Origin of the sequence: Streptococcus gallinaceus (assembly GCF_024170225.1) — a bacterium.
Lineage (GTDB): Bacteria > Bacillota > Bacilli > Lactobacillales > Streptococcaceae > Streptococcus > Streptococcus gallinaceus.
Genome location: NZ_JALJXU010000003.1, coordinates 16,366 through 36,130 on the forward strand (window position 1 = coordinate 16,366; position 19,765 = coordinate 36,130).

Annotated in this window: 20 protein-coding genes; 17 read left to right on the forward strand and 3 right to left on the reverse strand. The window is 43.0% G+C overall.

The genetic code is table 11. The features are described from left to right. Positions 1-13: 13 nt before the first annotated feature. The 15 genes from J2T50_RS04250 (at position 14) to J2T50_RS04320 (ending at position 13,172) form a co-directional block, all read left to right on the forward strand. Positions 14-661: a hypothetical protein gene (locus tag J2T50_RS04250; RefSeq protein ID WP_253364087.1), complete on the forward strand. Its 648-nt coding sequence runs from the start codon at positions 14-16 to the stop codon at positions 659-661. After that, positions 642-1,481, forward strand: coding sequence for an ethanolamine utilization protein EutJ (gene eutJ, locus J2T50_RS04255; RefSeq protein WP_253364510.1), 840 nt, complete (start codon positions 642-644; stop codon positions 1,479-1,481). Before J2T50_RS04250 ends, eutJ begins: the two co-directional genes overlap by 20 nt. A gap of 12 nt (positions 1,482-1,493) precedes the next feature. Next, positions 1,494-1,790 carry a EutN/CcmL family microcompartment protein gene (locus J2T50_RS04260; RefSeq protein ID WP_253364089.1) on the forward strand — a complete coding sequence of 99 codons (297 nt, stop codon included), beginning with the start codon at positions 1,494-1,496 and terminating at the stop codon, positions 1,788-1,790. Between the two features lie 18 nt (positions 1,791-1,808). Then, complete coding sequence (locus J2T50_RS04265) at positions 1,809-2,450, forward strand: cupin domain-containing protein (protein WP_253364091.1); 642 nt, start codon at positions 1,809-1,811, stop codon at positions 2,448-2,450. A gap of 15 nt (positions 2,451-2,465) precedes the next feature. Beyond that, a complete protein-coding gene (locus tag J2T50_RS10535) occupies positions 2,466-3,056 on the forward strand; it encodes a BMC domain-containing protein (RefSeq protein WP_301282806.1) in 591 nt (196 codons plus the stop codon). Between the two features lie 23 nt (positions 3,057-3,079). Beyond that, on the forward strand, positions 3,080-4,723 hold the full coding sequence (locus J2T50_RS04275) for an acetaldehyde dehydrogenase (acetylating) (protein WP_253364512.1): 1,644 nt from the start codon (positions 3,080-3,082) through the stop codon (positions 4,721-4,723). Positions 4,724-4,734: 11 nt separating this feature from the next. Next, the gene (locus tag J2T50_RS04280; RefSeq protein ID WP_436300111.1) at positions 4,735-5,418 is read left to right on the forward strand and encodes a phosphate propanoyltransferase; all 684 of its coding nucleotides are present in this window, start codon (positions 4,735-4,737) and stop codon (positions 5,416-5,418) included. A gap of 16 nt (positions 5,419-5,434) precedes the next feature. Beyond that, positions 5,435-5,710, forward strand: coding sequence for an ethanolamine utilization microcompartment protein EutM (gene eutM, locus J2T50_RS04285; protein WP_253364094.1), 276 nt, complete (start codon positions 5,435-5,437; stop codon positions 5,708-5,710). Between the two features lie 20 nt (positions 5,711-5,730). Continuing rightward, a complete protein-coding gene (locus J2T50_RS04290) occupies positions 5,731-6,006 on the forward strand; it encodes a BMC domain-containing protein (RefSeq protein WP_253364096.1) in 276 nt (91 codons plus the stop codon). A gap of 20 nt (positions 6,007-6,026) precedes the next feature. Beyond that, positions 6,027-6,305, forward strand: a complete 279-nt coding sequence (eutM, locus tag J2T50_RS04295; protein ID WP_253364098.1) for an ethanolamine utilization microcompartment protein EutM — start codon at positions 6,027-6,029, stop codon at positions 6,303-6,305. Between the two features lie 98 nt (positions 6,306-6,403). Continuing rightward, entirely contained in the window at positions 6,404-10,033 is a 3,630-nt protein-coding gene (nifJ, locus tag J2T50_RS04300; RefSeq protein WP_253364100.1) for a pyruvate:ferredoxin (flavodoxin) oxidoreductase, read from the forward strand. Positions 10,034-10,387: 354 nt separating this feature from the next. Beyond that, positions 10,388-11,257, forward strand: coding sequence for a MerR family transcriptional regulator (locus J2T50_RS04305; RefSeq protein WP_253364102.1), 870 nt, complete (start codon positions 10,388-10,390; stop codon positions 11,255-11,257). Between the two features lie 153 nt (positions 11,258-11,410). After that, on the forward strand, positions 11,411-11,536 hold the full coding sequence (locus J2T50_RS04310) for a DUF4044 domain-containing protein (protein WP_253364104.1): 126 nt from the start codon (positions 11,411-11,413) through the stop codon (positions 11,534-11,536). Between the two features lie 86 nt (positions 11,537-11,622). Continuing rightward, positions 11,623-12,936 carry a GTPase ObgE gene (gene obgE, locus J2T50_RS04315; RefSeq protein WP_253364106.1) on the forward strand — a complete coding sequence of 438 codons (1,314 nt, stop codon included), beginning with the start codon at positions 11,623-11,625 and terminating at the stop codon, positions 12,934-12,936. A 71-nt stretch (positions 12,937-13,007) separates the two neighbouring features. Continuing rightward, positions 13,008-13,172 carry a hypothetical protein gene (locus J2T50_RS04320; RefSeq protein ID WP_222349402.1) on the forward strand — a complete coding sequence of 55 codons (165 nt, stop codon included), beginning with the start codon at positions 13,008-13,010 and terminating at the stop codon, positions 13,170-13,172. Between the two features lie 255 nt (positions 13,173-13,427). Here J2T50_RS04320 and J2T50_RS04325 read toward each other — a convergent pair whose 3' ends face one another. Beyond that, entirely contained in the window at positions 13,428-14,930 is a 1,503-nt protein-coding gene (locus J2T50_RS04325) for an ATP-binding cassette domain-containing protein (protein ID WP_253364108.1), read from the reverse strand. 264 nt (positions 14,931-15,194) lie between these two features. On the opposite strand from J2T50_RS04325, the gene J2T50_RS04330 reads away from it, so the two are divergent. Further along, positions 15,195-15,689 (forward strand): P-loop NTPase family protein, encoded by a 495-nt coding sequence (locus J2T50_RS04330; protein ID WP_253364110.1) that lies wholly within the window; start codon positions 15,195-15,197, stop codon positions 15,687-15,689. Between the two features lie 11 nt (positions 15,690-15,700). Here the strand turns inward: J2T50_RS04330 and J2T50_RS04335 are convergent, their stop codons facing one another. Beyond that, positions 15,701-16,441, reverse strand: coding sequence for an amino acid ABC transporter ATP-binding protein (locus J2T50_RS04335; protein WP_253364112.1), 741 nt, complete (start codon positions 16,439-16,441; stop codon positions 15,701-15,703). After that, the gene (locus tag J2T50_RS04340) at positions 16,441-18,651 is read right to left on the reverse strand and encodes an ABC transporter substrate-binding protein/permease (RefSeq protein ID WP_253364114.1); all 2,211 of its coding nucleotides are present in this window, start codon (positions 18,649-18,651) and stop codon (positions 16,441-16,443) included. Before J2T50_RS04340 ends, J2T50_RS04335 begins: the two co-directional genes overlap by 1 nt. Before the next feature lie 158 nt (positions 18,652-18,809). On the opposite strand from J2T50_RS04340, the gene J2T50_RS04345 reads away from it, so the two are divergent. After that, positions 18,810-19,733 (forward strand): CPBP family intramembrane glutamic endopeptidase, encoded by a 924-nt coding sequence (locus J2T50_RS04345; protein ID WP_253364116.1) that lies wholly within the window; start codon positions 18,810-18,812, stop codon positions 19,731-19,733. The last annotated feature ends 32 nt before the right edge of the window (positions 19,734-19,765 follow it).

Sequence of the window (19,765 nt, forward strand, 5' to 3'; positions counted from 1 at the left end):
AAGAAGTCCTTTTATGAAATTTTTAACCGAAGATGATTTGCGTGTCGAGTATCATCAATTTCCATTTGAGACCTTTACCGTCAAAAAAACAGAGCGACTCACACCTGGTGCACGAACCTTTCTGTTGGACCGCAAGATAAACATTGTGGATGAAAACGAAGTGAAGTTACCGGGGCAATTCAAACCGTATGCGTCCAAAGAATCGGAGAAAACGTCTACCGGACCATCGAATGGGAGCGGGGGTTCTCAGCCAATCTGGCTGGATATCCGTTGTGAGTTTCTGCAAACAGCTTATGATGTTGTGAGTAGAGACCTAGTACTCGCTCAAGAATTAACTGTCTTGGAACGGTATCTGGCAACTGTCCTCGCAGGAGGAAAAGCGATTCTACCACCTACTAGTAGTGATATGGCTGTGATTGAAAAAGTGGATAAGTCCTTTATCCACGGAAACTTGTCAAATGTCGGCATGTTTCTTCAGTCAAGCACCGGCCAGATACTCGTAAAATTATATCCACTGTATTTCCATTTAGAAAAAGCGATAGAGGAGCTGCAAGTTCAGGAAGATGAGCTGCAGGTATTGCTCAATCGGATTGGCCAACTTATCGCCCATTACTTACAGACTAGAGAGGAAGCGACCAATGATGCTACAAGAGTTACCTAAAACCTGTGACCAATACGTTGAAGAATTTGAGAATGTAGAAGTCAAGCCTATCAAAGGAACCAGCGATGTTTATCTGACAGGTGTGGATTTAGGAACGGCTTATATTGTTCTGGTTGTATTGGACCAGGAAAAAAATATTGTAGCGGGTGCTCACCGACCTGCTTCCGTCATTAAAGATGGAATGGTCGTGGATTATATCGGTGCCATTCGGATTGTTCGAGAGTTGAAAGAATCACTGGAAGAACAACTGGGCACAGAGCTGCTTTATGCGGCTGCTGCTATTCCACCAGGGACAGATAGTCTAGATGGCGGAGCGATAAAAAATGTAGTCCAGGGCGCAGGCTTTGAACTGACTACTCTATTGGATGAACCAACAGCGGCTAATACCATTGTTGGACTTCAAAATGGAGCGATTGTGGATATTGGCGGTGGTACGACAGGGATTTCAATCTTGAAAGATGGAAAAGTGATGAAATCAGTTGATGAAGCGACTGGTGGAACTCATTTTTCACTTGTAGTAGCTGGTGCTTACAAGCTTGATTTTGATGAGGCAGATGCCTACAAACGAGATCCAAAGCACCACAAAGAGTTGCTTAGTGTATTGAAGCCTGTCATTGAAAAGGTAGCTTCTATTATCAAACGAAGTATAGAAGGAATGGATGTCGATGTGATTTATCTTGTCGGTGGCACGAGTTGCTTGGCAGGAATCGAGACCATCATCGAAAAAGAAACCAACATCAAAACCATCAAACCCAAAAATCCAATGTTTGTAACACCGATTGGCATTGCAATGAATTGCAGTCAGGATATTATCTATTAGAAAGAGGCCGATATGTTAGTTGCAGAATTAGTCGATACCATTTGGGCGACAAGAAAATCTGAAGCCTTGAACGGTGTGAAATTTCTACTCGCTGAAGTTAAAGGTGGCAGTAGGGCCGGTGATCTTCTAGTTGTCGTAGACATGATTGGAGCAGGCATTGGTGACCGAGTGATTATTGCGACTGGATCTGCAGCTCGCCGAATGATGGGAGATGACCAGATGCCTGTGGACGCCGCAGTTATCGGTATCATTGATGAAAACTATGACCAAGTCAAAAAGCAAAATGGAAAAATAGAACGTTTCTCGTAACGTAGAAAAGGAGAAAACATGGCAAAATTAATTACAGCAAAAGATGTGTTGGATTGCCACCAAGCTGGAAAGACCACTTGTTACCTAGAACCAGGGACAATTGTCACACCAGCTGCGCGTGATGAAGCAAAGAAACACGGTATTTGTTTTGAAGAAGGAAGAGAAGTCAGTTGCTCAGCCCAAGTATCTACTGAAAAAGGCTTGGACGGCATTACTTCTGATGAATTATTGACCTTACTAAAAAAGATGTTATTGGCTGGTGACACAGAGCCTACCAAGGAAATTCCACCTTATCGATGCGTTTCCCATGCAAATGGCTTAAAAGTGGTCAAAGGTGGTACCGTCCGTATGGATGATTTTGACACAGGTACGCCAGGTGCTAAGGTTGGTTTCCAAGAATTAGTCAGCCAAAATGAATCAAAAATGAGTGCAGGTTTCTTGACGATTAACCATTCGAGCTTCGCTTGGAAATTACCATATGAAGAAATCGACTACGTCATTTCAGGAACAGTTTCGATTGAAATCGACGGTCAAACCTATGTCGGTCGTGCTGGAGATGTCTTGTTTGTCCCATCTGGTTCAGATGTTGTTTGGGGTTCGCCTGATAATGCCAAAATTTTCTACACTACCTATCCTTCAAACTGGGCAGACTTGATGTAGTGAGAGGTCTCCCGTATGAAGGCTTTAGGAATGATTGAAACCTATGGTTTTATTGGTTCTGTAGAAGCAGCAGATGTCATGTTAAAATGTGCAGATGTTTCGCTTTTAGGAACCGAAAAAGTGAGTGGTGGTCTATACTACATTAGTATAACGGGTGATGTTGGGGCCGTTAAAACAGCAGTTGATGCCGGAGCTGAGGCTGTTCGTCGTCTCGGTGAAAATCACCTTCAAGGTGCCCATGTTATTCCACGTCCGGATGATCAGTTAGCAGAACTCCACCACCCAGTTGCAGCAACTTTAGAAATTGTAACAGAAGAGTCAGTAGAGCAAGAAACGGCTGATGTGGAACAAGAAATTGCTACCTCACCAGCGTCAATAGAAATAAGAAAGCATGAACCAACAACTGTTGAACAGACAGATGAAGGATTGAATTTTAAGCAATACAAACGCAAATTGGAACGAACAAAAGCCTCTGAATTGCGTGACCTTATTTCCGTAAATGCCCATCTAGACATAGCAGAAGAACAGCTAAATAGTTTAGTGAGACGTGACATGATAGCTCTTCTCTTAGAAGATTTTAAAGTGCAACACAAACAGAAAAAATAAAAAAGAATTTTGGGGGTCGGATGATGAAGACATTAGACGTTGATCTCTGTTCAATCCAAGAAGCACGAGATCTAGTAAGAAATGGGAAACAAGCCGCCAATGTAATAGCGACATTCTCAGATGAACAAATTGATGCCATATTGAAAAATATTGTGAAGGCAGTCGGCGCCAATGTTTACTACCTAGCTGATATGGCCGTTGAAGAAACAGGTTTTGGTAAGGTTGCTGATAAGGCCTATAAAAATTATGCAGCATCCTACTTGCTTTATCAAGAAATCAAGGACATGCAAACATCAGGCATTCTTGATTTTGATGAAAAGAACAAGGTATTCAGTGTGGCAGAACCAATGGGGCTCTTGCTAGGGATTACCCCATCTACCAATCCCACTTCAACAGTTATTTTCAAGGCAATGATTGCGATTAAATCACGCAATGCTATTGTATTTGCACCGCATCCATCAGCGAAACGTTGCAGCAATGCAGCAGTGGATCTTGTGCGAAAAGCAGCTGTCGAAGCAGGTGCGCCAGAACATATCGTAGGTTTGGTTTCCAATCCATCCTTGGCAGCGACAAATGAATTGATGAATGCTAAAGAAGTTTCAATGATTATCGCAACGGGTGGGCCTGGTATGGTCAAAGCAGCCTATAGTTGCGGGAAGCCTGCCATTGGCGTAGGTGCTGGAAATTCACCGGCCTACATCGAACGAACGGCCAATGTAGAAAAAGCAGTACAGGCAATTGTGGCATCAAAAACCTTTGACAATGGGACAATTTGCGCTTCAGAACAGTCGATTATCTGTGAAGAAGTCAATAAGGACGCTGTCATCCGTGAATTGAGCAAACAAGGTTGCTATATGATGAACAAAGAGGAAACAGATAAGGTTTGCGACTTGCTCTTCCGAGGCAATTCACATGGATGCAATCCAGCCATGAATCCTAAGTTTGTTGGACGCGTAGCCACAGAAATTGCAGAAGCAGCAGGTATTGTGGTACCAAAAGATACAAAAATATTGGTCGGTCCACAAGCTGGAGTTGGCCAAGGCAATCCACTCTCCTTTGAAAAATTAACAACCGTCATTGGTTTTTATGTCGTTAAAAATTGGGAAGAGGCTTGCGCTCTAAGTATTCGTCTCTTGCAAAATGGTATCGGGCATACTATGAGCATGCATACAGAAGATCCAGATATGATTCTACGCTTCTCTTCGAAACCAGCATCCCGTATTTTAATCAATACAGGTGGCAGCCAAGGTGGAACAGGTATTTCAACTGGACTTCCCGTATCATTTACGCTGGGATGTGGTACAGGCGGTGGAAGCTCTGTATCTGAAAATCTTTCTCCAAAACATCTTGTCAATATCAAGACAGTTGCTTATGGAGTGAAGGAGGTTACCACATTGACCGATGACCCTGTGTTTCAATCCTTACCAAAAACAGCCATGCCAACAGAAGTCAAACCAGATGCAGTTTGTTCAGCAAGTGTCCACGTTCATCAAGTTCAAGAAACCCCTAAACAAACGGATAGATTGAAGCAAACACCGCAATCTATCCAAGAAACGTTTGAGCATCAACAAAAAGAATGTCCTCATCAAGAAGTAGTATCAAGTGCTACCGGAGTTGACAACGAAGCAATCGTTCGTGAAATCTTATCAGCGCTCAGACAAAAATAGGAGGTGATTTGATGGAAGAATTAGAAGACCTATTTTATCGGGTAATTGACCATCTGGGAGGTCAACCTGTAGAGGTAGAAGAGGCGAAGCCGCTTGTTGTTCAACCGACAAGACTAGATGTGGAGGATTTCGTCATTCCACTGGGGGTTTCCAATCACCACATTCATTTGTCTCAAGCGGATGCGGATACCTTATTTGGTACAGGATATGAGTTTCAAAAACTCAAGGACCTCTCTCAAACTGGTCAATTTGCTGTACAGGAATGCGTATTTGTAGCAGGTCCAAAAGGAATCTTAGAAAAAGTTCGCATTCTTGGTCCAGTTCGTTCGCACAGTCAAGTAGAGTTGACCGTGTCAGATTGCTTTAAATTAGGTATCAAAGCTCCACTTCGTTTGTCAGGCGATTTGGCAGGCTCTCCAGGTTGCACCTTGATTGGTCCAAAAGGCTCTGTCCAACTAACCAAGGGGTGTATTGTCGCAAAGAGACATATTCACATGTCTCCCTTAGATGCTAGAGAATTTGGCGTACAAGATGGTCAGGAAGTCTCGCTGGAATGCTCAGGTGAACGTGGTGGTATTCTAAAAAATGTGACCATACGTGTCCATGAAAGCTTTAACCTAGAGTGTCACTTAGACACTGAAGAAGCCAACGCCTTAGGTGTATCGGCCAAAAATAAACTAAAATTAATAAAGTAAAAGGTAGGTAGATATCATGCAATCAGAAGCACTAGGAATGATTGAAACAAAAGGTTTGATTGGCTCTATTGAAGCAGCCGATGCGATGGTGAAAGCCGCCAATGTTACCCTCATCGGCAAAGAACATGTTGGTGGTGGCTTGGTGACAGTTATGGTTCGTGGAGATGTCGGCGCTGTTAAGGCAGCTACAGATGCCGGTGCAGCCGCAGCGCAACGTGTCGGCGAACTTGTATCTGTACATGTAATTCCACGTCCACATACAGAAGTGGAAACCATTTTAGCTCATAAATAAAGAAAAGGTAGGTAACACTCATGCACTCAGAAGCACTAGGAATGATTGAAACAAAAGGTTTGATAGGCTCCATTGAAGCAGCCGATGCCATGGTGAAAGCCGCCAATGTCACTCTCATCGGCAAAGAACATGTTGGTGGTGGCTTGGTAACTGTCATGGTTCGTGGAGATGTCGGTGCTGTTAAGGCAGCTACAGATGCCGGTGCAGCCGCAGCGCAACGTGTCGGCGAATTGATTTCAGTTCACGTCATCCCACGTCCACATAGCGAAGTGGAAAGCATTTTAGCACACAAATAATCAGAAGGTAGGTAGAAATCATGCAATCAGAAGCACTAGGAATGATTGAAACAAAAGGTTTGATAGGCTCTATTGAAGCCGCCGATGCGATGGTGAAAGCCGCCAATGTTGTTCTTGTTGGTAAAGAACATGTCGGTGGCGGTTTAGTCACTGTCATGGTTCGTGGAGATGTCGGTGCTGTTAAGGCAGCTACAGATGCCGGTGCAGCCGCAGCGCAACGTGTCGGCGAATTGATTTCAGTTCACGTTATTCCACGTCCACATAGTGAAGTGGAAACAATTTTACCTAAACACAACTAATACGACAACGATTGAAATGAAAGTGAACGCCTATCCTAAGTAAGAGGGTGGGCGTTTTCTCTCAAATGAGCGGAACTGTAAAGGATAGGGAGAAGGCTATGGCACATCAAGCAATTATGGATGGGAATACAGCAGCAGCTCACATAGCGTATGCCTTTAGTGAGGTTGCAGGAGTCTACCCCATTACCCCAAGCTCAACAATGGGAGAAAGTGTCGATGTTTGGCAAACCCAAGATCGAAAAAATATTTTTGGACAATCTCTGCAGGTGGTTGAAATGCAGTCAGAAGCAGGTGTGGCAGGTTTTATACACGGTTCGCTCAAGACAGGAGCCTTGACCACAACCTTCACCTCTTCACAAGGCCTCTTGCTCATGTTACCAAACATGTACAAAATTGCAGGCGAACTATTGCCAACGGTTTTTCATGTTGCAACACGCTCAGTCTCTACGAATGCGCTGAGCATCTATGGAGACCATAGTGATGTGATGGCTGTCCGCCAATCAGGCTTTGTCATGCTAGCAGAAAGTACTGTTCAGGAAGTGATGGACTTATCTGCAGTTGCGCATTTAGCTAGCCTTGAAACCAGTCTTCCATTCCTAAGTTTTTTTGATGGATTTCGTACAAGTCATGAATTGCAAAAAGTGACGGTTTTAGAAGATGAGGAACTAAAATCTCTCCTTCCTCAAGATGCACTGGAAACTTTCCGCTCACGCGCAATGAATCCCAATCATCCGACAGTATCAGGGACCAATCAGAGACCAGACACTTTTTTTCAACAACGCGAAACGGTCAACCGACATTATCAAGTCACTCCCTATGTTGTCAAAAAGTACATGGATAAAATCAATCAAATCCAAGGGACACATTATGATGTGGTGAACTACTACGGACATCCGCAAGCTGAACACATCATGATTGCGATGGGGTCTGTTTCGCAAACAATCGAACAAACGGTGGATTATCTAAATCAGTCTGGGCGAAAAGTTGGCTTTATCCAGGTACATTTGTATCGACCATTTCCGGCTGAAAGATTATTGGAACTTGTACCGACAACGGTTACTGCAGTGGCTGTTTTAGACCGAACCAAGGAGCCGGGCTCAGTCGGCGAACCGCTACTATTAGACGTACAAGCTGCTTTCTATGGAAGTTCTCTGCGTCCAAAAATTATTGGTGGTCGCTATGGTATTGGTTCAAAAGACACTAGCCCAGAGCAGATTGTGGCTGTTTTTGATGAGTTGCAAAAGGCACATCAGCAGAAACAATTTACAGTGGGGATAGAAGACGATTTGACTCACTTGTCATTGCAAGTTGGACCAAAACTGGACTTGACGCCCTCAACCACCTATCAGGCCAAATTTTGGGGATTGGGTGGAGATGGCACGGTTGGAGCTAGCAAGTCAATTATCAAATTGTTAGGGTATCACACCACGCAAAACATTCAAGGTTATTTTTATTACGATTCTCGTAAGCAACGCGGCTTGACGATTTCTCAACTACGTTTTGGAAATGAAGAGATTAAATCTAGTTACTCTATTCAAACGACCGACTTTGTAGCGGTTTCAACACCAGCCTATTTGAGAAAGTACGACCTGCTCAAGGGATTGAAAGATGGTGGAGTTTTTCTACTCAATACACCTGATAATGCCGAAGAAGCATGCCGTAAATTGCCCAATGACATGAAGCGCTACTTAGCTGAGCATCAAATTCAATTTTACATTGTAGATGCCTTTCAGATAGCGCAGGAAGTTGATATTTTTCCAAGAACCAGTCTGTGTTTGGAAGTAGCCTTTTTTGAGATTGTGAAGTTCTTGCCTACTAGCCGACAATTATTGGAAGCAGAAATGCAAGCAGTCTATGGGCAACAGTCATCAGAAAAAATGACCAAATACCTAGAGGCCATTCATCGTTCAATCGGTGCTGTCAAACAAGTTTTCGTTGATCCAGAATGGGTGGATTTGCCACGAGATAAAAAACTATTCCAAGGAGACCTGAACTCATTTTCATGCCACATTCAGCTGCCTGTCAATCGCTTAGAGGGGGATACTTTAGCAGTCAGTGCTTTAGTAGAAAACGGCATGGCAGCAGGGGATATTCCACTCGGACTGGCTCCGCAAGAAAAGCGCAACCTTGCCTGGGAAGTTCCTGTATGGGACGCCGAACATTGTGTGCAGTGCAATCGTTGTTCATTTGTATGCCCTCATGCGTCCATCCGCCCATTTTTAGCAGAAAAAGATGAATTGCAGGTAGCTCCAGAAGGTTACCGAGTCATGGATTTCAAAGGCAAAGACGGACTGTATTATCGGATTCAAGTCTCTGTAGAAAATTGTACAGGGTGTGGCTTGTGTGTGAATGCTTGTCCCAAGACAGGTGAAGCCTTGAAAATGGTACCAGTAAGTCAGCTTGCTCAAGAAGAAGTCAGCCAAGAAAATGTCAACTGGGCCTTCGCGCAAACCTTGCGGTCTAAGGAAAATCCAGCTAAACCAGGTACAGTTGCCCATACCCAATTTGCGCAACCCCTACTCGAATTTTCAGGAGCATGTGCAGGTTGTGGTGAGACACCTTATGTGAAATTATTGACCCAATTATTCGGAGACCGTATGCTGATTACCAATGCAACAGGTTGTTCGTCGATTTGGGGAGCCATGGTCCCAACGAGTCCCTACAGCAAAAATTGCCACGGTCAGGGACCAGCTTGGAGCAATTCCTTGCTCGAAGATTCCGCAGAATTTGGTTACGGTATGGTCGTGTCGAATGATGTTCGGCGCAAAGCCTTAATTCCTCTTATGAAAGCAGCGAAAGAGGTTGCAAATTCAGACTTATCACAACTCATCGAAGATTGGATAGCGCACATGGATGAAGGACGTGGATCGCGCGCACGAGCTAGCAAGCTGGCTAGTCTGCTAAAGGAAGTTCGCGCGGATCAGCCGATTTTCCAAGAATTATATGACAAACGGGATCTGTTTGTGAAACCGTGTCAATGGATTATCGGAGGAGATGGCTGGGCCTATGATATTGGTTACGGTGGCCTGGACCACGTTATTGCCAGTGGAGCAGATGTCAATATTCTGGTATTGGATAATGAAGTCTATTCCAATACAGGTGGGCATTTATCAAAAGGCACACCAACATCCGCCATTACCAAGTTCTCCGCCGGCGGAAATCGCAGTGCTAAAAAGGATTTGGGGATGATGGCAATGACCTACGGCAATGTCTATGTGGCGCAAGTTGCGAGTGGAGCTAATCCAGTGCAAGTGATTAAGGCTTTTGAAGAGGCTGAAAATTATTCAGGTCCATCTATCGTGATAGCCTACATTCCATGCATCACGCACGGTTTACAGGGGGGGATGAGCCAGACTCTGATTGAGGCGAAAGAAGCAGTAGAGAGTGGCTACTGGTCGCTCTATCGCTACAATCCGCTACTAGCAGAGCAAGGAAAGAATCCGATGTTATTGGACTTTAAGCGGCCAGATTTTAAGCAAATGATTCCGTTTATGCTCAAACAAGAACGATTTGCCGCCTTGCAACAAGTCAACTCAACCGAGGCAGAAAGGTTGTTTGACAAGACTGTTGCACAGGCAAGACGTCGTTTTGAACAGTATGCAAGTCTGTCTGGTGATTTGGAGGCCTTTCGGAAACGTCAAGAAAAGGCAGTAGCCTCTAAGCAGGTTACTTCTATGGCAGACCACGAAGACGGCTTACAAGCAATTTTAAAAGAATTAGAATTCTAATGTGAACAAGGATTTTACTCTTCAAAGGGCAAAATCCTTTTCCGCTATTTCTGAGAGATTGAATGTGAAAAGATAAGAAATCACGAAATTATATACAAAAATAAAACATTCCACTAAGGGAAAAGTTTGTCTTTCTAATAAAGGATAAATTGATAGAAAATTGCATTTTATGAGGACGGATGAGTTGCCTAACCACTGATAATAATGGATTTTTTAAGAAAAAAAGAAAGAGAAATAATTCACATACTGCTACAAAAATAACTTGACATTACAACTATGGAAAGGTTTACAATTTTATTGTATAATAAGACATCGAATAAATTATAAAAATATTAAAGTAGAAAGAGGAGAAGCATGGTAGAAGAAGGTTTGTTTCCCATTGGGAAAGCCGCGAGCATGAGCGGCGTTTCAGCTAAGACATTGCGCTATTATGAAAGTTTGGGGCTTATCCTCCCCAAGTACATCTCAGAGGATACCAATTATCGCTACTATGATAAGGCTACTTTACTTTTGATTCCGATGATTAAGTATTACCAACAAATCGGTCTTAGTTTGAAACGGATTAAAGAGTTAATTTCCTTCAATGGGTGTTCTAACCATTATAAATATTTACAACAACGCCGGGATGAATTAGAAGCCGAACGACAACAACTATTGGTCTCTATGACGTCAATCGATGATTGGTTACAGTTGATTATCGAAGGGGAAATTTGCCTGCAAAACAATCTAACAACCATCAAGGGACCGACGATTAGCTTAAAGTACTATCAGGAAGAGACTTCCTATTACCACGTAGAACAACCCTATAAATATTGTTACAAGGAGTCAATTATCAATCTCGAATGGACAAAATTTCTAGAAGAAAAGAAGTTAGAAGTATCTGGTCCTGTGATTTTAAAATATGATTCCTATGAGAAAAAAATGGCTGGGGAAATTCAATCTTCCACTATCTTACAACACGTCTTTCCAGAGTCAGCAGATTTTGGGAAATTCGGCGGATTTATGGCCTTAAGCTGCTACCACATTGGCTCTCTTAATGCCATCGGGGAAACCTATCAGAGTATGATTCAGTTTGCAGCTGAAAATCACTATGAGCTCAAGAAAGAATGCTATGAACGCCATGTTATTGACTATTGGGTAACGCAAAATGAAAGTGAATTTGTAACAGAAATCATAGTACCTATCGTGACAAAAGATAAACTCAGAGTTAGTTGTCCCGAATAAACCAACCCCATTTATCATCCTTTGACGGATCAAAACGCTAGAGGATGATTTTTTTACACATCTTTTTGCTAGAAGGATAGGCAAAGTTTGGAAAAAATATCCTTTTTATGCTAAAATAGAGAGAAAATGATTTAAGTTATAAAAGGAGAAGCTATGGCTTTCGGAGAAGAAAAACACAAAAAAACAAGATTTGAAAAAGTAACCTTGGTCATCGTTATTTTAATGGTTATCGTGACCGTCGCAGGATTACTCCTCCCAGCAATCAGCGCGATCCTATAAGATCATTTGTTTATAGAAAAGTAAGGGAGTGGCGCTTGCCTTTCAGGGCAGACGAACCACTCTTTTTTAGGAAAGATAGGTAAATTATGAGTATGTTTTTAGATACTGCCAAGATCAAGGTCAAGGCAGGTAAGGGCGGTGACGGGATGGTTGCCTTCCGTCGTGAAAAGTACGTTCCTAATGGCGGTCCTTGGGGCGGAGATGGCGGTAAGGGTGGTTCAGTGGTCTTTCGCGTAGACGAAGGCTTACGCACCTTGATGGATTTCCGATACAACCGTGTCTTCAAGGCTGAAGCGGGCGAAAAAGGGATGACAAAAGGGATGCACGGCCGTGGGTCAGACGATCTCATCGTGCGTGTCCCTCAAGGAACGACTGTTCGCGATGCAGATACAGGCAAAATTATCACCGACTTAGTAGAAAATGGACAGGAGTTCGTGGTTGCTAAAGGCGGTCGAGGTGGCCGTGGCAATATCCGCTTTGCGACACCGAAAAATCCTGCTCCAGAGATTTCTGAAAATGGGGAACCAGGTGAAGAACGCAATTTGGAGCTAGAATTAAAAGTTCTTGCAGATGTCGGTCTAGTCGGCTTCCCATCTGTTGGTAAGTCAACACTCCTCAGTGTCATCACCTCCGCAAAACCAAAAATCGGAGCCTACCACTTTACAACTATTGTGCCAAATCTTGGCATGGTCCGCACCAAATCAGGCGAATCTTTCGCTGTGGCTGACCTCCCCGGATTGATTGAAGGGGCTAGTCAAGGTGTGGGTCTGGGAACGCAGTTCCTTCGCCACATTGAGCGGACGCGCGTTATCCTCCATGTGATTGATATGTCAGCCAGTGAAGGTCGTGATCCGTACGAAGACTACGTTTCAATCAATAAAGAGTTGGAAAGTTACAATCTCCGTCTCATGGAACGTCCGCAAATTATCGTCGCCAACAAGATGGATCTGCCTGAATCAGAAGAAAATCTCAAGGAATTCAAGCAAAAGTTGTCCACTAATTATGATGAATTTGATGAGCAACCACTCATTTTCCCAATCTCAAGCTTGGCGCACCAAGGTTTGGAAAATCTCTTGGAAGCAACGGCTGAACTCTTGGATAAAACAGATGAATTCTTGCTTTACGACGAGTCAGAATTCCAAGAAGAGGAAGTTTACTACGGCTTCAATCCTGATGAGCCAGAATTTGACATCACACGTGATGATGATGCAAGCTGGATTCTCTCAGGTGACAAACTTGAAAAACTCTTCACCATGACCAACTTTGATCGTGACGAATCTGTCATGAAATTTGCCCGCCAATTGCGCGGTATGGGTGTTGATGAAGCCCTCCGTGCGCGTGGTGCCAAAGACGGCGATATTGTTCGTATCGGCAAATTTGAATTTGAGTTTGTAGATTAGAAATGAAAATTAAGCTAGTCTAGCCATCACGCATTCTAATCTAGTTTACTGACTTTTTGAAAGGAGCAATTATGGGTGATAAGCCGATATCCTTTAAAGATAAGAATGGGAATTTTGTATCTGCGGCCGATGTTTGGAATGCAGAAAAATTAGAAGAACTCTTTAATCTACTCAATCCCAATCGAAAATTCCGTTTGGAACGGGAGCGATTGGCCAAAGAAGAAGCAGAAAAATAAAAGGAGAGTGGAACAAAAATCGTTATTTCGTAGAAATCGATTTTGTCGTCTTACCTCCGCACAGTTTACTAGCTCAAAAAAGTCCAGTGGACTTTTTGAGGTTGGAATCGGGCTAACGGACGGAGTTAGTTACAAGATTCGAAATTGCTTACGCAGAAAGGAATGAGAACGTTCAGTCAACCCCTGCGTCAAACTGTTGAAATTATAAAAAATCAAGAACCTAGGACTGAGTCCCAGGTTCCTTTTGCTATTCATCTAAACTTGTTGTTCTAATCGATTTTCGTCCAATCTATAGACAGTCTGGCAGACTGTCTCAACAAACTGACGGTCATGGGAAACAGTGATCAGGCAGCCGGGAAAGTTCTGCAAGAGCCGGCAGATTTCAGGCATAGCAGTCGGAGAAAAATGCCGAGTTGGTTCATCCAAGATGAGGAAATTATTATGTTGGTAGACCATCTTTGCTAGAAACAGTTTGGCCTGTTGACCACCAGAGAGCTGACTGATGGGATGCTGAATTTCTTGGCGGTTAAATTTGAGACTGGCCAGCAGCGTACGAGCACGCTCTGGATGATCACTTTCAGCTAGAAAATCCAGTGCACTGCACTCCATTTCCATCTCCTCAGCATAGTTTTGCGGCATGTAGCCGAGAGATAGGTTGGATTTACTGGCCAGCTCATCCTTGATTTTTTTCAGCAGCAAGGTTTTGCCGATACCATTTTCCCCAATGATAGCTACCTTGTCTTGCCCAAAAATTGTCAGCGAAATGCTTTGCCCAGTCACTAATGGCTCTTGATAATAATCCAGTAAGACCTTCTGCGAAGGCAAGGACTTGACTTGATGAAAGAAGAGTCCGATGACGTCAGGATTATCGGGTAGCTCCGTAAAATTTTCTGCCTCACGGAGATAGCGTTCTTCCCGTGAAAGAAGATTTTTCATCTTTTTAGCAAGCAATCGGCCTACTGGGGCGCATTTTTCTCGTACTAGCGCATCGCGTACAGCTGACTTGGTCCGATGCAGCGTCTGAAGACGCTGAGCTTGTTCTTCCCGTTCCTTTCTAGCTAGCTGTTCCTGTCTCATCAGACCAGTCTGTCGGCTTTCTTGATAGCTTTGATAATCTTGGCAAATAAAGCTAGAACGTGCTTGACTTCCTTTTTTGATTTGTTCCAGATGAATGAGTTTGGTTGCTGTTTTCTTTAATAATTCCTCGTCATATGAGATAAAGATGATGGTCAGAGGATTCTGCTGAATGAAGTCTTCTAACCAAATAATGTTCTCCATATCTAGGTCGCTGGACGGCTCATCAAGCAGTAGCAAATCAGGTTGACCAGCCAGCAATTTGAGCAGTTGGAGCTTGATTTTTTCTCCGCCAGAAAGTTGCCCCACTTTCATCTCTGGCTTGTCTAGAATTTTGCTATCAACTTGCAGTTGCCCAGCTAATTGATAAAGAAGATTGAAGTCGAAACTGGCATAGTCAATATCTCCAAAGAGAAAATCATCCACTGACTTTTCAGCCTCTTCCCTTGGTAAAATCTGTGGCAGATAGCCCATAGACGAAAAATGGTTGTCAATCAAACCATCTATTTGCAGATAATCCGTCACTAAATCTTGATTGTAGATATGAAGTAGGCTGGATTTGCCCGTTCCCTCTTCGCCGATAATAGCGAGCTTATCTCCATTTTGGATAGTCGCTGAAAGATTTTCTACCAATGTGTGCAAATCTTTTTGCTGCCGAATCGTCAGAGTGTGTAATTGTAGCATATAGCCTCCTTGTCATGAAAAAAGAACCCTGCTGTCTAGCAGAGTTCGTGCATGCACAAAAAGACCGAATTTCCGGCTATAGACAGGGCACACAAATAAGTCTCTCTAGACAGATACCATACTAGAAAGTCATCCTTTTGCAAATGGAATGACAAAGACTTAATTGATCAATGCACCTTACCTCCGAGTTTTTCTATCTTTAGTATAGCAAACTGTCTTGAAAATGCAAGTAGGAGATGGTAAGATGGGGAAAAGGAGTATCTTATGAAGCGTATCATTGTCATTGGTTGTCCTGGTTCAGGGAAATCTACTTTTTCTATAAAGTTAGCAGTCATAACTAACTTACCTTTAGTTCATCTGGATCAGCTAAATTGGAATGCGGACCGGACGATAGTCGATAGTGCTGTCTTTTTGGAGCGACAAGCCCAAGCTATCCGTCAACCAAGTTGGATTATTGATGGAAATTACGGGTCTAGTATGGAATTTCGTCTTAAGGCTTGTGATACGATTATTTTTCTAGACTATCCTCTAGAGGTCTGTTTAGAAGGCATAGCCAGCAGGGTTGGAACTGTTCGCCCAGACATGCCTTGGGTTGAGACAGAGCTGGATGAAGAATTTCTAGCATTCATTCGAAATTTTTCACACACCAGTCGGCCTAACATCCTGTCTTTACTCAGTCAATATCCAGATAAAGAACAGTATATCTTTCATAGCAGAGAAGAAGCAGCTCAGTTTTTAGAGAAAATGAAAAAGCCCTAGAAGGGCTTTTCTTATACATTCAATACCTTTTCCAAGAATTCCTTGAGACGTGGGTGTTGTGGATTATCGAAGATTTGTTCAGGAGTGCCGTCTTCTAAGAACTCACCGCCATCTGTGAAGATAACGCGGTTGGCAACCTTGCGAGCAAATCCCATTTCGTGGGTAACGATAAGCATGGTCATACCTTGCTCAGCCAAGTCCTTCATAACATTCAGTACATCGCCGACCATTTCAGGGTCAAGGGCTGATGTAGGCTCGTCAAAGAGCATGATGTCAGGATTCATAGCTAGGGCACGAGCGATAGCCACACGTTGTTTCTGACCACCAGACAGGCTATCTGGCATGGCGTTGCGTTTGTCAGCCAAACCAACCTTGTCTAACAATTCCATCCCCACTTTTTCAGCTTCAGCCTTGTCCATCAATTTGTGCTCGATAGGAGCGAAAGTGATGTTTTCCAAAACGGTCATATGTGGGAAGAGGTTGAAGTGCTGGAATACCATTCCAACATTTGCACGGAAGGTATCGACATCCGTCTTTGGATCTGTCAAGTTAAATCCATCGACCATGACGTGACCGCTTGTAATGGTTTCAAGCAAGTTCATGGTACGAAGGAAAGTTGATTTACCAGAACCAGAAGGTCCGATGATACAAACCACATCCCCTTCGTAAAATTTTGTGGAAATACCTTTTAAAACTTCATTTTTTCCGTAAGCTTTATGCAAGTCTTCCACGTTAATTTTCAATTGAGCCATTATTTGCCTCCTTTTTCAAGTTTCCGTGCCAATCGTGTCAAGAGAGTGATGACCACAAGGTAGATAATCGCCAAGATTGCGTACATACGGAATGATTGGTAGTTACGGGCGATGATGATTTTACCTGCTTGGAAGAGTTCAACCAAACCAATCGCTGAGATGATGGTTGTATCTTTCAAAGTAATAACGAATTGGTTGATAAAGTTTGGAAGCATGAGTTTGGCGGCTTGTGGCAAGACAATCTTACGCATGGTTGTGTTGTAAGAAATACCCAAGCTGCGAGAAGCTTCCATTTGTCCAGCTGGTACTGCTTGGATACCACCACGAACGATTTCAGCGATATAGGCACCAGAGTTAAGAGAGAGGGCAATAGTACCTGCGACAAAATCGTTGATAGGCGATTGGTTACCAGTCATGGATTCAATCAAGTTTGGAATGCCCCAGAAGATGAAAGCAGCCACAATCATAAGCGGGATACCGCGTACCACATCAACGAACACAGAAGCAATCACACGAAGTGATTTGAACGGGCTAACTGCAAACATACCGAAGATAATACCGATTACGATAGCAATGGCAAATGAGAGTAGCGCCAAACCAACTGTGATACCAAGTCCAGAAAGAAGTTGACCGTAGTTGTTTTTCAATAGTCCGAAAATCGTTGATTCATCGACAGTAGAGCTTGATTTAGCAGAAGATGAGTTGTTTTCAGAAGCGTTGAAATACTTATTGAGGATTTCGTTGTATTTTCCTGATTTAACCAGAGCTGCAAGTCCGTTGTTGAACATTTCGACCAACTCAGGATTGCTTCCTTTTTTAACAGCAAATCCGATGGTACCAGTTGAAATTCCTTTGATAGGTGTTTCAAAATCACGACCTTGTTGGATAGCGTAGAGCAATACAGCTTCATCGTCCATGAGGGCACCGATTGAGCCGGAGTTCAAACTGTCATACATGCTAGATGCTTCATCAAATGCTTTTAATGTATAACCATACTTTTTAGCATTTTCTTCTAAATAGGCATAAGAAGAAGTACCGTTTTTGGCACCGACTGTTTTGCCTTTTAGATCTTCGTAGGTTTTAATCGGACTGCCTTTTTTTACAGCTAACAAGATGTTAGAAGTGTAATAAGCATCAGAGAAATTAAAGATTTTCTTACGAGCATCTGTGATGGTCATCCCAGCGATAACTGCATCAGCTTGTCCCGCTTGGACAGCATTAAGCGCGGCATCAAATCCAGGATTTTGGATAGTAACCGTAAAGCCTTGTTGTTCAGCGATGGCTTTGATCAACTCGATATCAATTCCGGTATAGTTGCCATCTTTTCCTTGGTATTCAAATGGAGCAAATGATGAATCAGATGCGATAACATAGGAACCTTTGACTGGAGTTACTTTTGCAGAGGCATCTCCTGATAGGCTTAATGTTGAACCATAATCTGTTTTTTCTGATGAGCTAGAAGTGTCAGAACCCAACCATTTTTTCATGATTTTATCATAGGTGCCGTCTTCCTTCATAGCTGCTAAAGCTTTGTTGAAATCTGAGATGAGGTATTCGTATTTGCTGCCTTTTTTAACAGCGAATCCAAATGAACCAATTGCTTCGCCATCCATATTGATAGCCAAGTCTTGATTTTGTTGAATCGCGTACTTGATAACCGCTTCATCGTCCATTACTGCATCGACAGCTCCAGCTGAAAGGCTGTTGTACATTGTGTCGCCAGTATCAAATGTCTTGATAGAGTAGCTGTATTTGCTCTTGTTTTCATCAAGGAAAGATTGAGCAGCAGTCCCGTTTTTCACACCGACTGTCTTGCCTTTTAAGTCCTTGTATTGTGAAACAGTCTCAGATTTACGTGTCGCCACAACAATTTTTGTGTCAAAGTAAGGATCTGAGAAGGTAAATACCTTTTTACGAGCCTCTGTAATCGTCGTACCAGCCATGAGGGCGTCAGCCTGACCAGATTGAACCGCATTTACCGCAGCATCAAATCCAGGGAATGTCTGGTTGGTTGCCCAGCCAGAACGGCTTGCTACTTCATTAATAATATCGACGTCTAAGCCTTTATAAACTTGGTCTGAGTCTTTGAACTCAAATGGTGCATAGGTTGAATCAAAGGCGATATCAATGTTATCGTCTGCCTGTACACCAGTGAAAAGAAAGAATGCAGGCAAAATAGTTGCCATCAGCATGAATAATTTTTTCTTCATTTCCAATCTCCTTCTAAAGATATGATTATTAGTATAGCAGAATTTTCAGACAAACGCAAATCGCCTGTGTTAGAAAATATGACATGAAACAGGTGTTGACAAATTGATTGTATAGTTGTATTATACGTATAATATAAAAAACAATTTGGAGGTAACAAATGAAAAAGAAAATGTTAGAAGCGCCAACTGTCTTGTACGACAGGATGCCTAGTTGGTTATTTGTACTATTAGCCTGTATTATGGTAGAAATTTTCTTCTTTGTGGGTTCGCTTGTTGCGGGGATGATTTTAGGGCCGATTATAATGGCAGTTGGATTAGCAAGTGGTTCGAGTTTGGATTCTGTGACATCTACTTTCACGAGTTTGCATTTTGAATTGATTTGCTTTGGTTTTGTCGCAGCGGGTCTCATGCTTTGGGTCAAGTTTGTGGAACGTCGACCAATTTCTAGTTTGGGATTTTTCAAGGTGAAGCGAGGGATCCTAAAAGAAATCAGTCTGGGGTGGCTAGTAGGAACGGTGCTCTTTTCAGCAGCTGCTCTCCTGTCTTACCTCTTGGGAGGCTTGACATTTGTCGGTGTTGACTTTAGTGTCGCTAGCATTGGCTTTGTCTTGTCGCTCATCCCTTTCTGGTTTATTCAAGGAGGGACTGAGGAACTCTTGACGCGTGGATGGTTACTTCCCTTGACCAATCGTCGGACTAATCTGGCTGTAGCAGTGGGGGTATCCAGTTCCTTGTTCGGTCTGATGCATTTGGGAAATGATCATGTGACACTGATTTCTCTGTTAGGCCTAGTTCTATCCGGTATTTTTATGGCTTTGTATATGCTGAAGACGGACAATATCTGGGGCGTAGCTGCATTGCACGGTGCTTGGAATTTCACACAGGGAAATCTATTTGGTATCGCGGTCAGTGGTCAGGCTGCTGGTAAGAGCCTCTTGCATTTTGCGGTCAATGCCAAGAGTCCAGAGTGGATTTCTGGAGGTGCATTCGGGACAGAGGGAAGTCTAATTTCTTGCTTGGTTGAATGTGCTGGGATTGTCTATCTGATTTGGGCCTTGAAAAAAGAAAAATCCACTTTATAATATAGAAAAGAAATCGGTTTCAGATGGCCGAT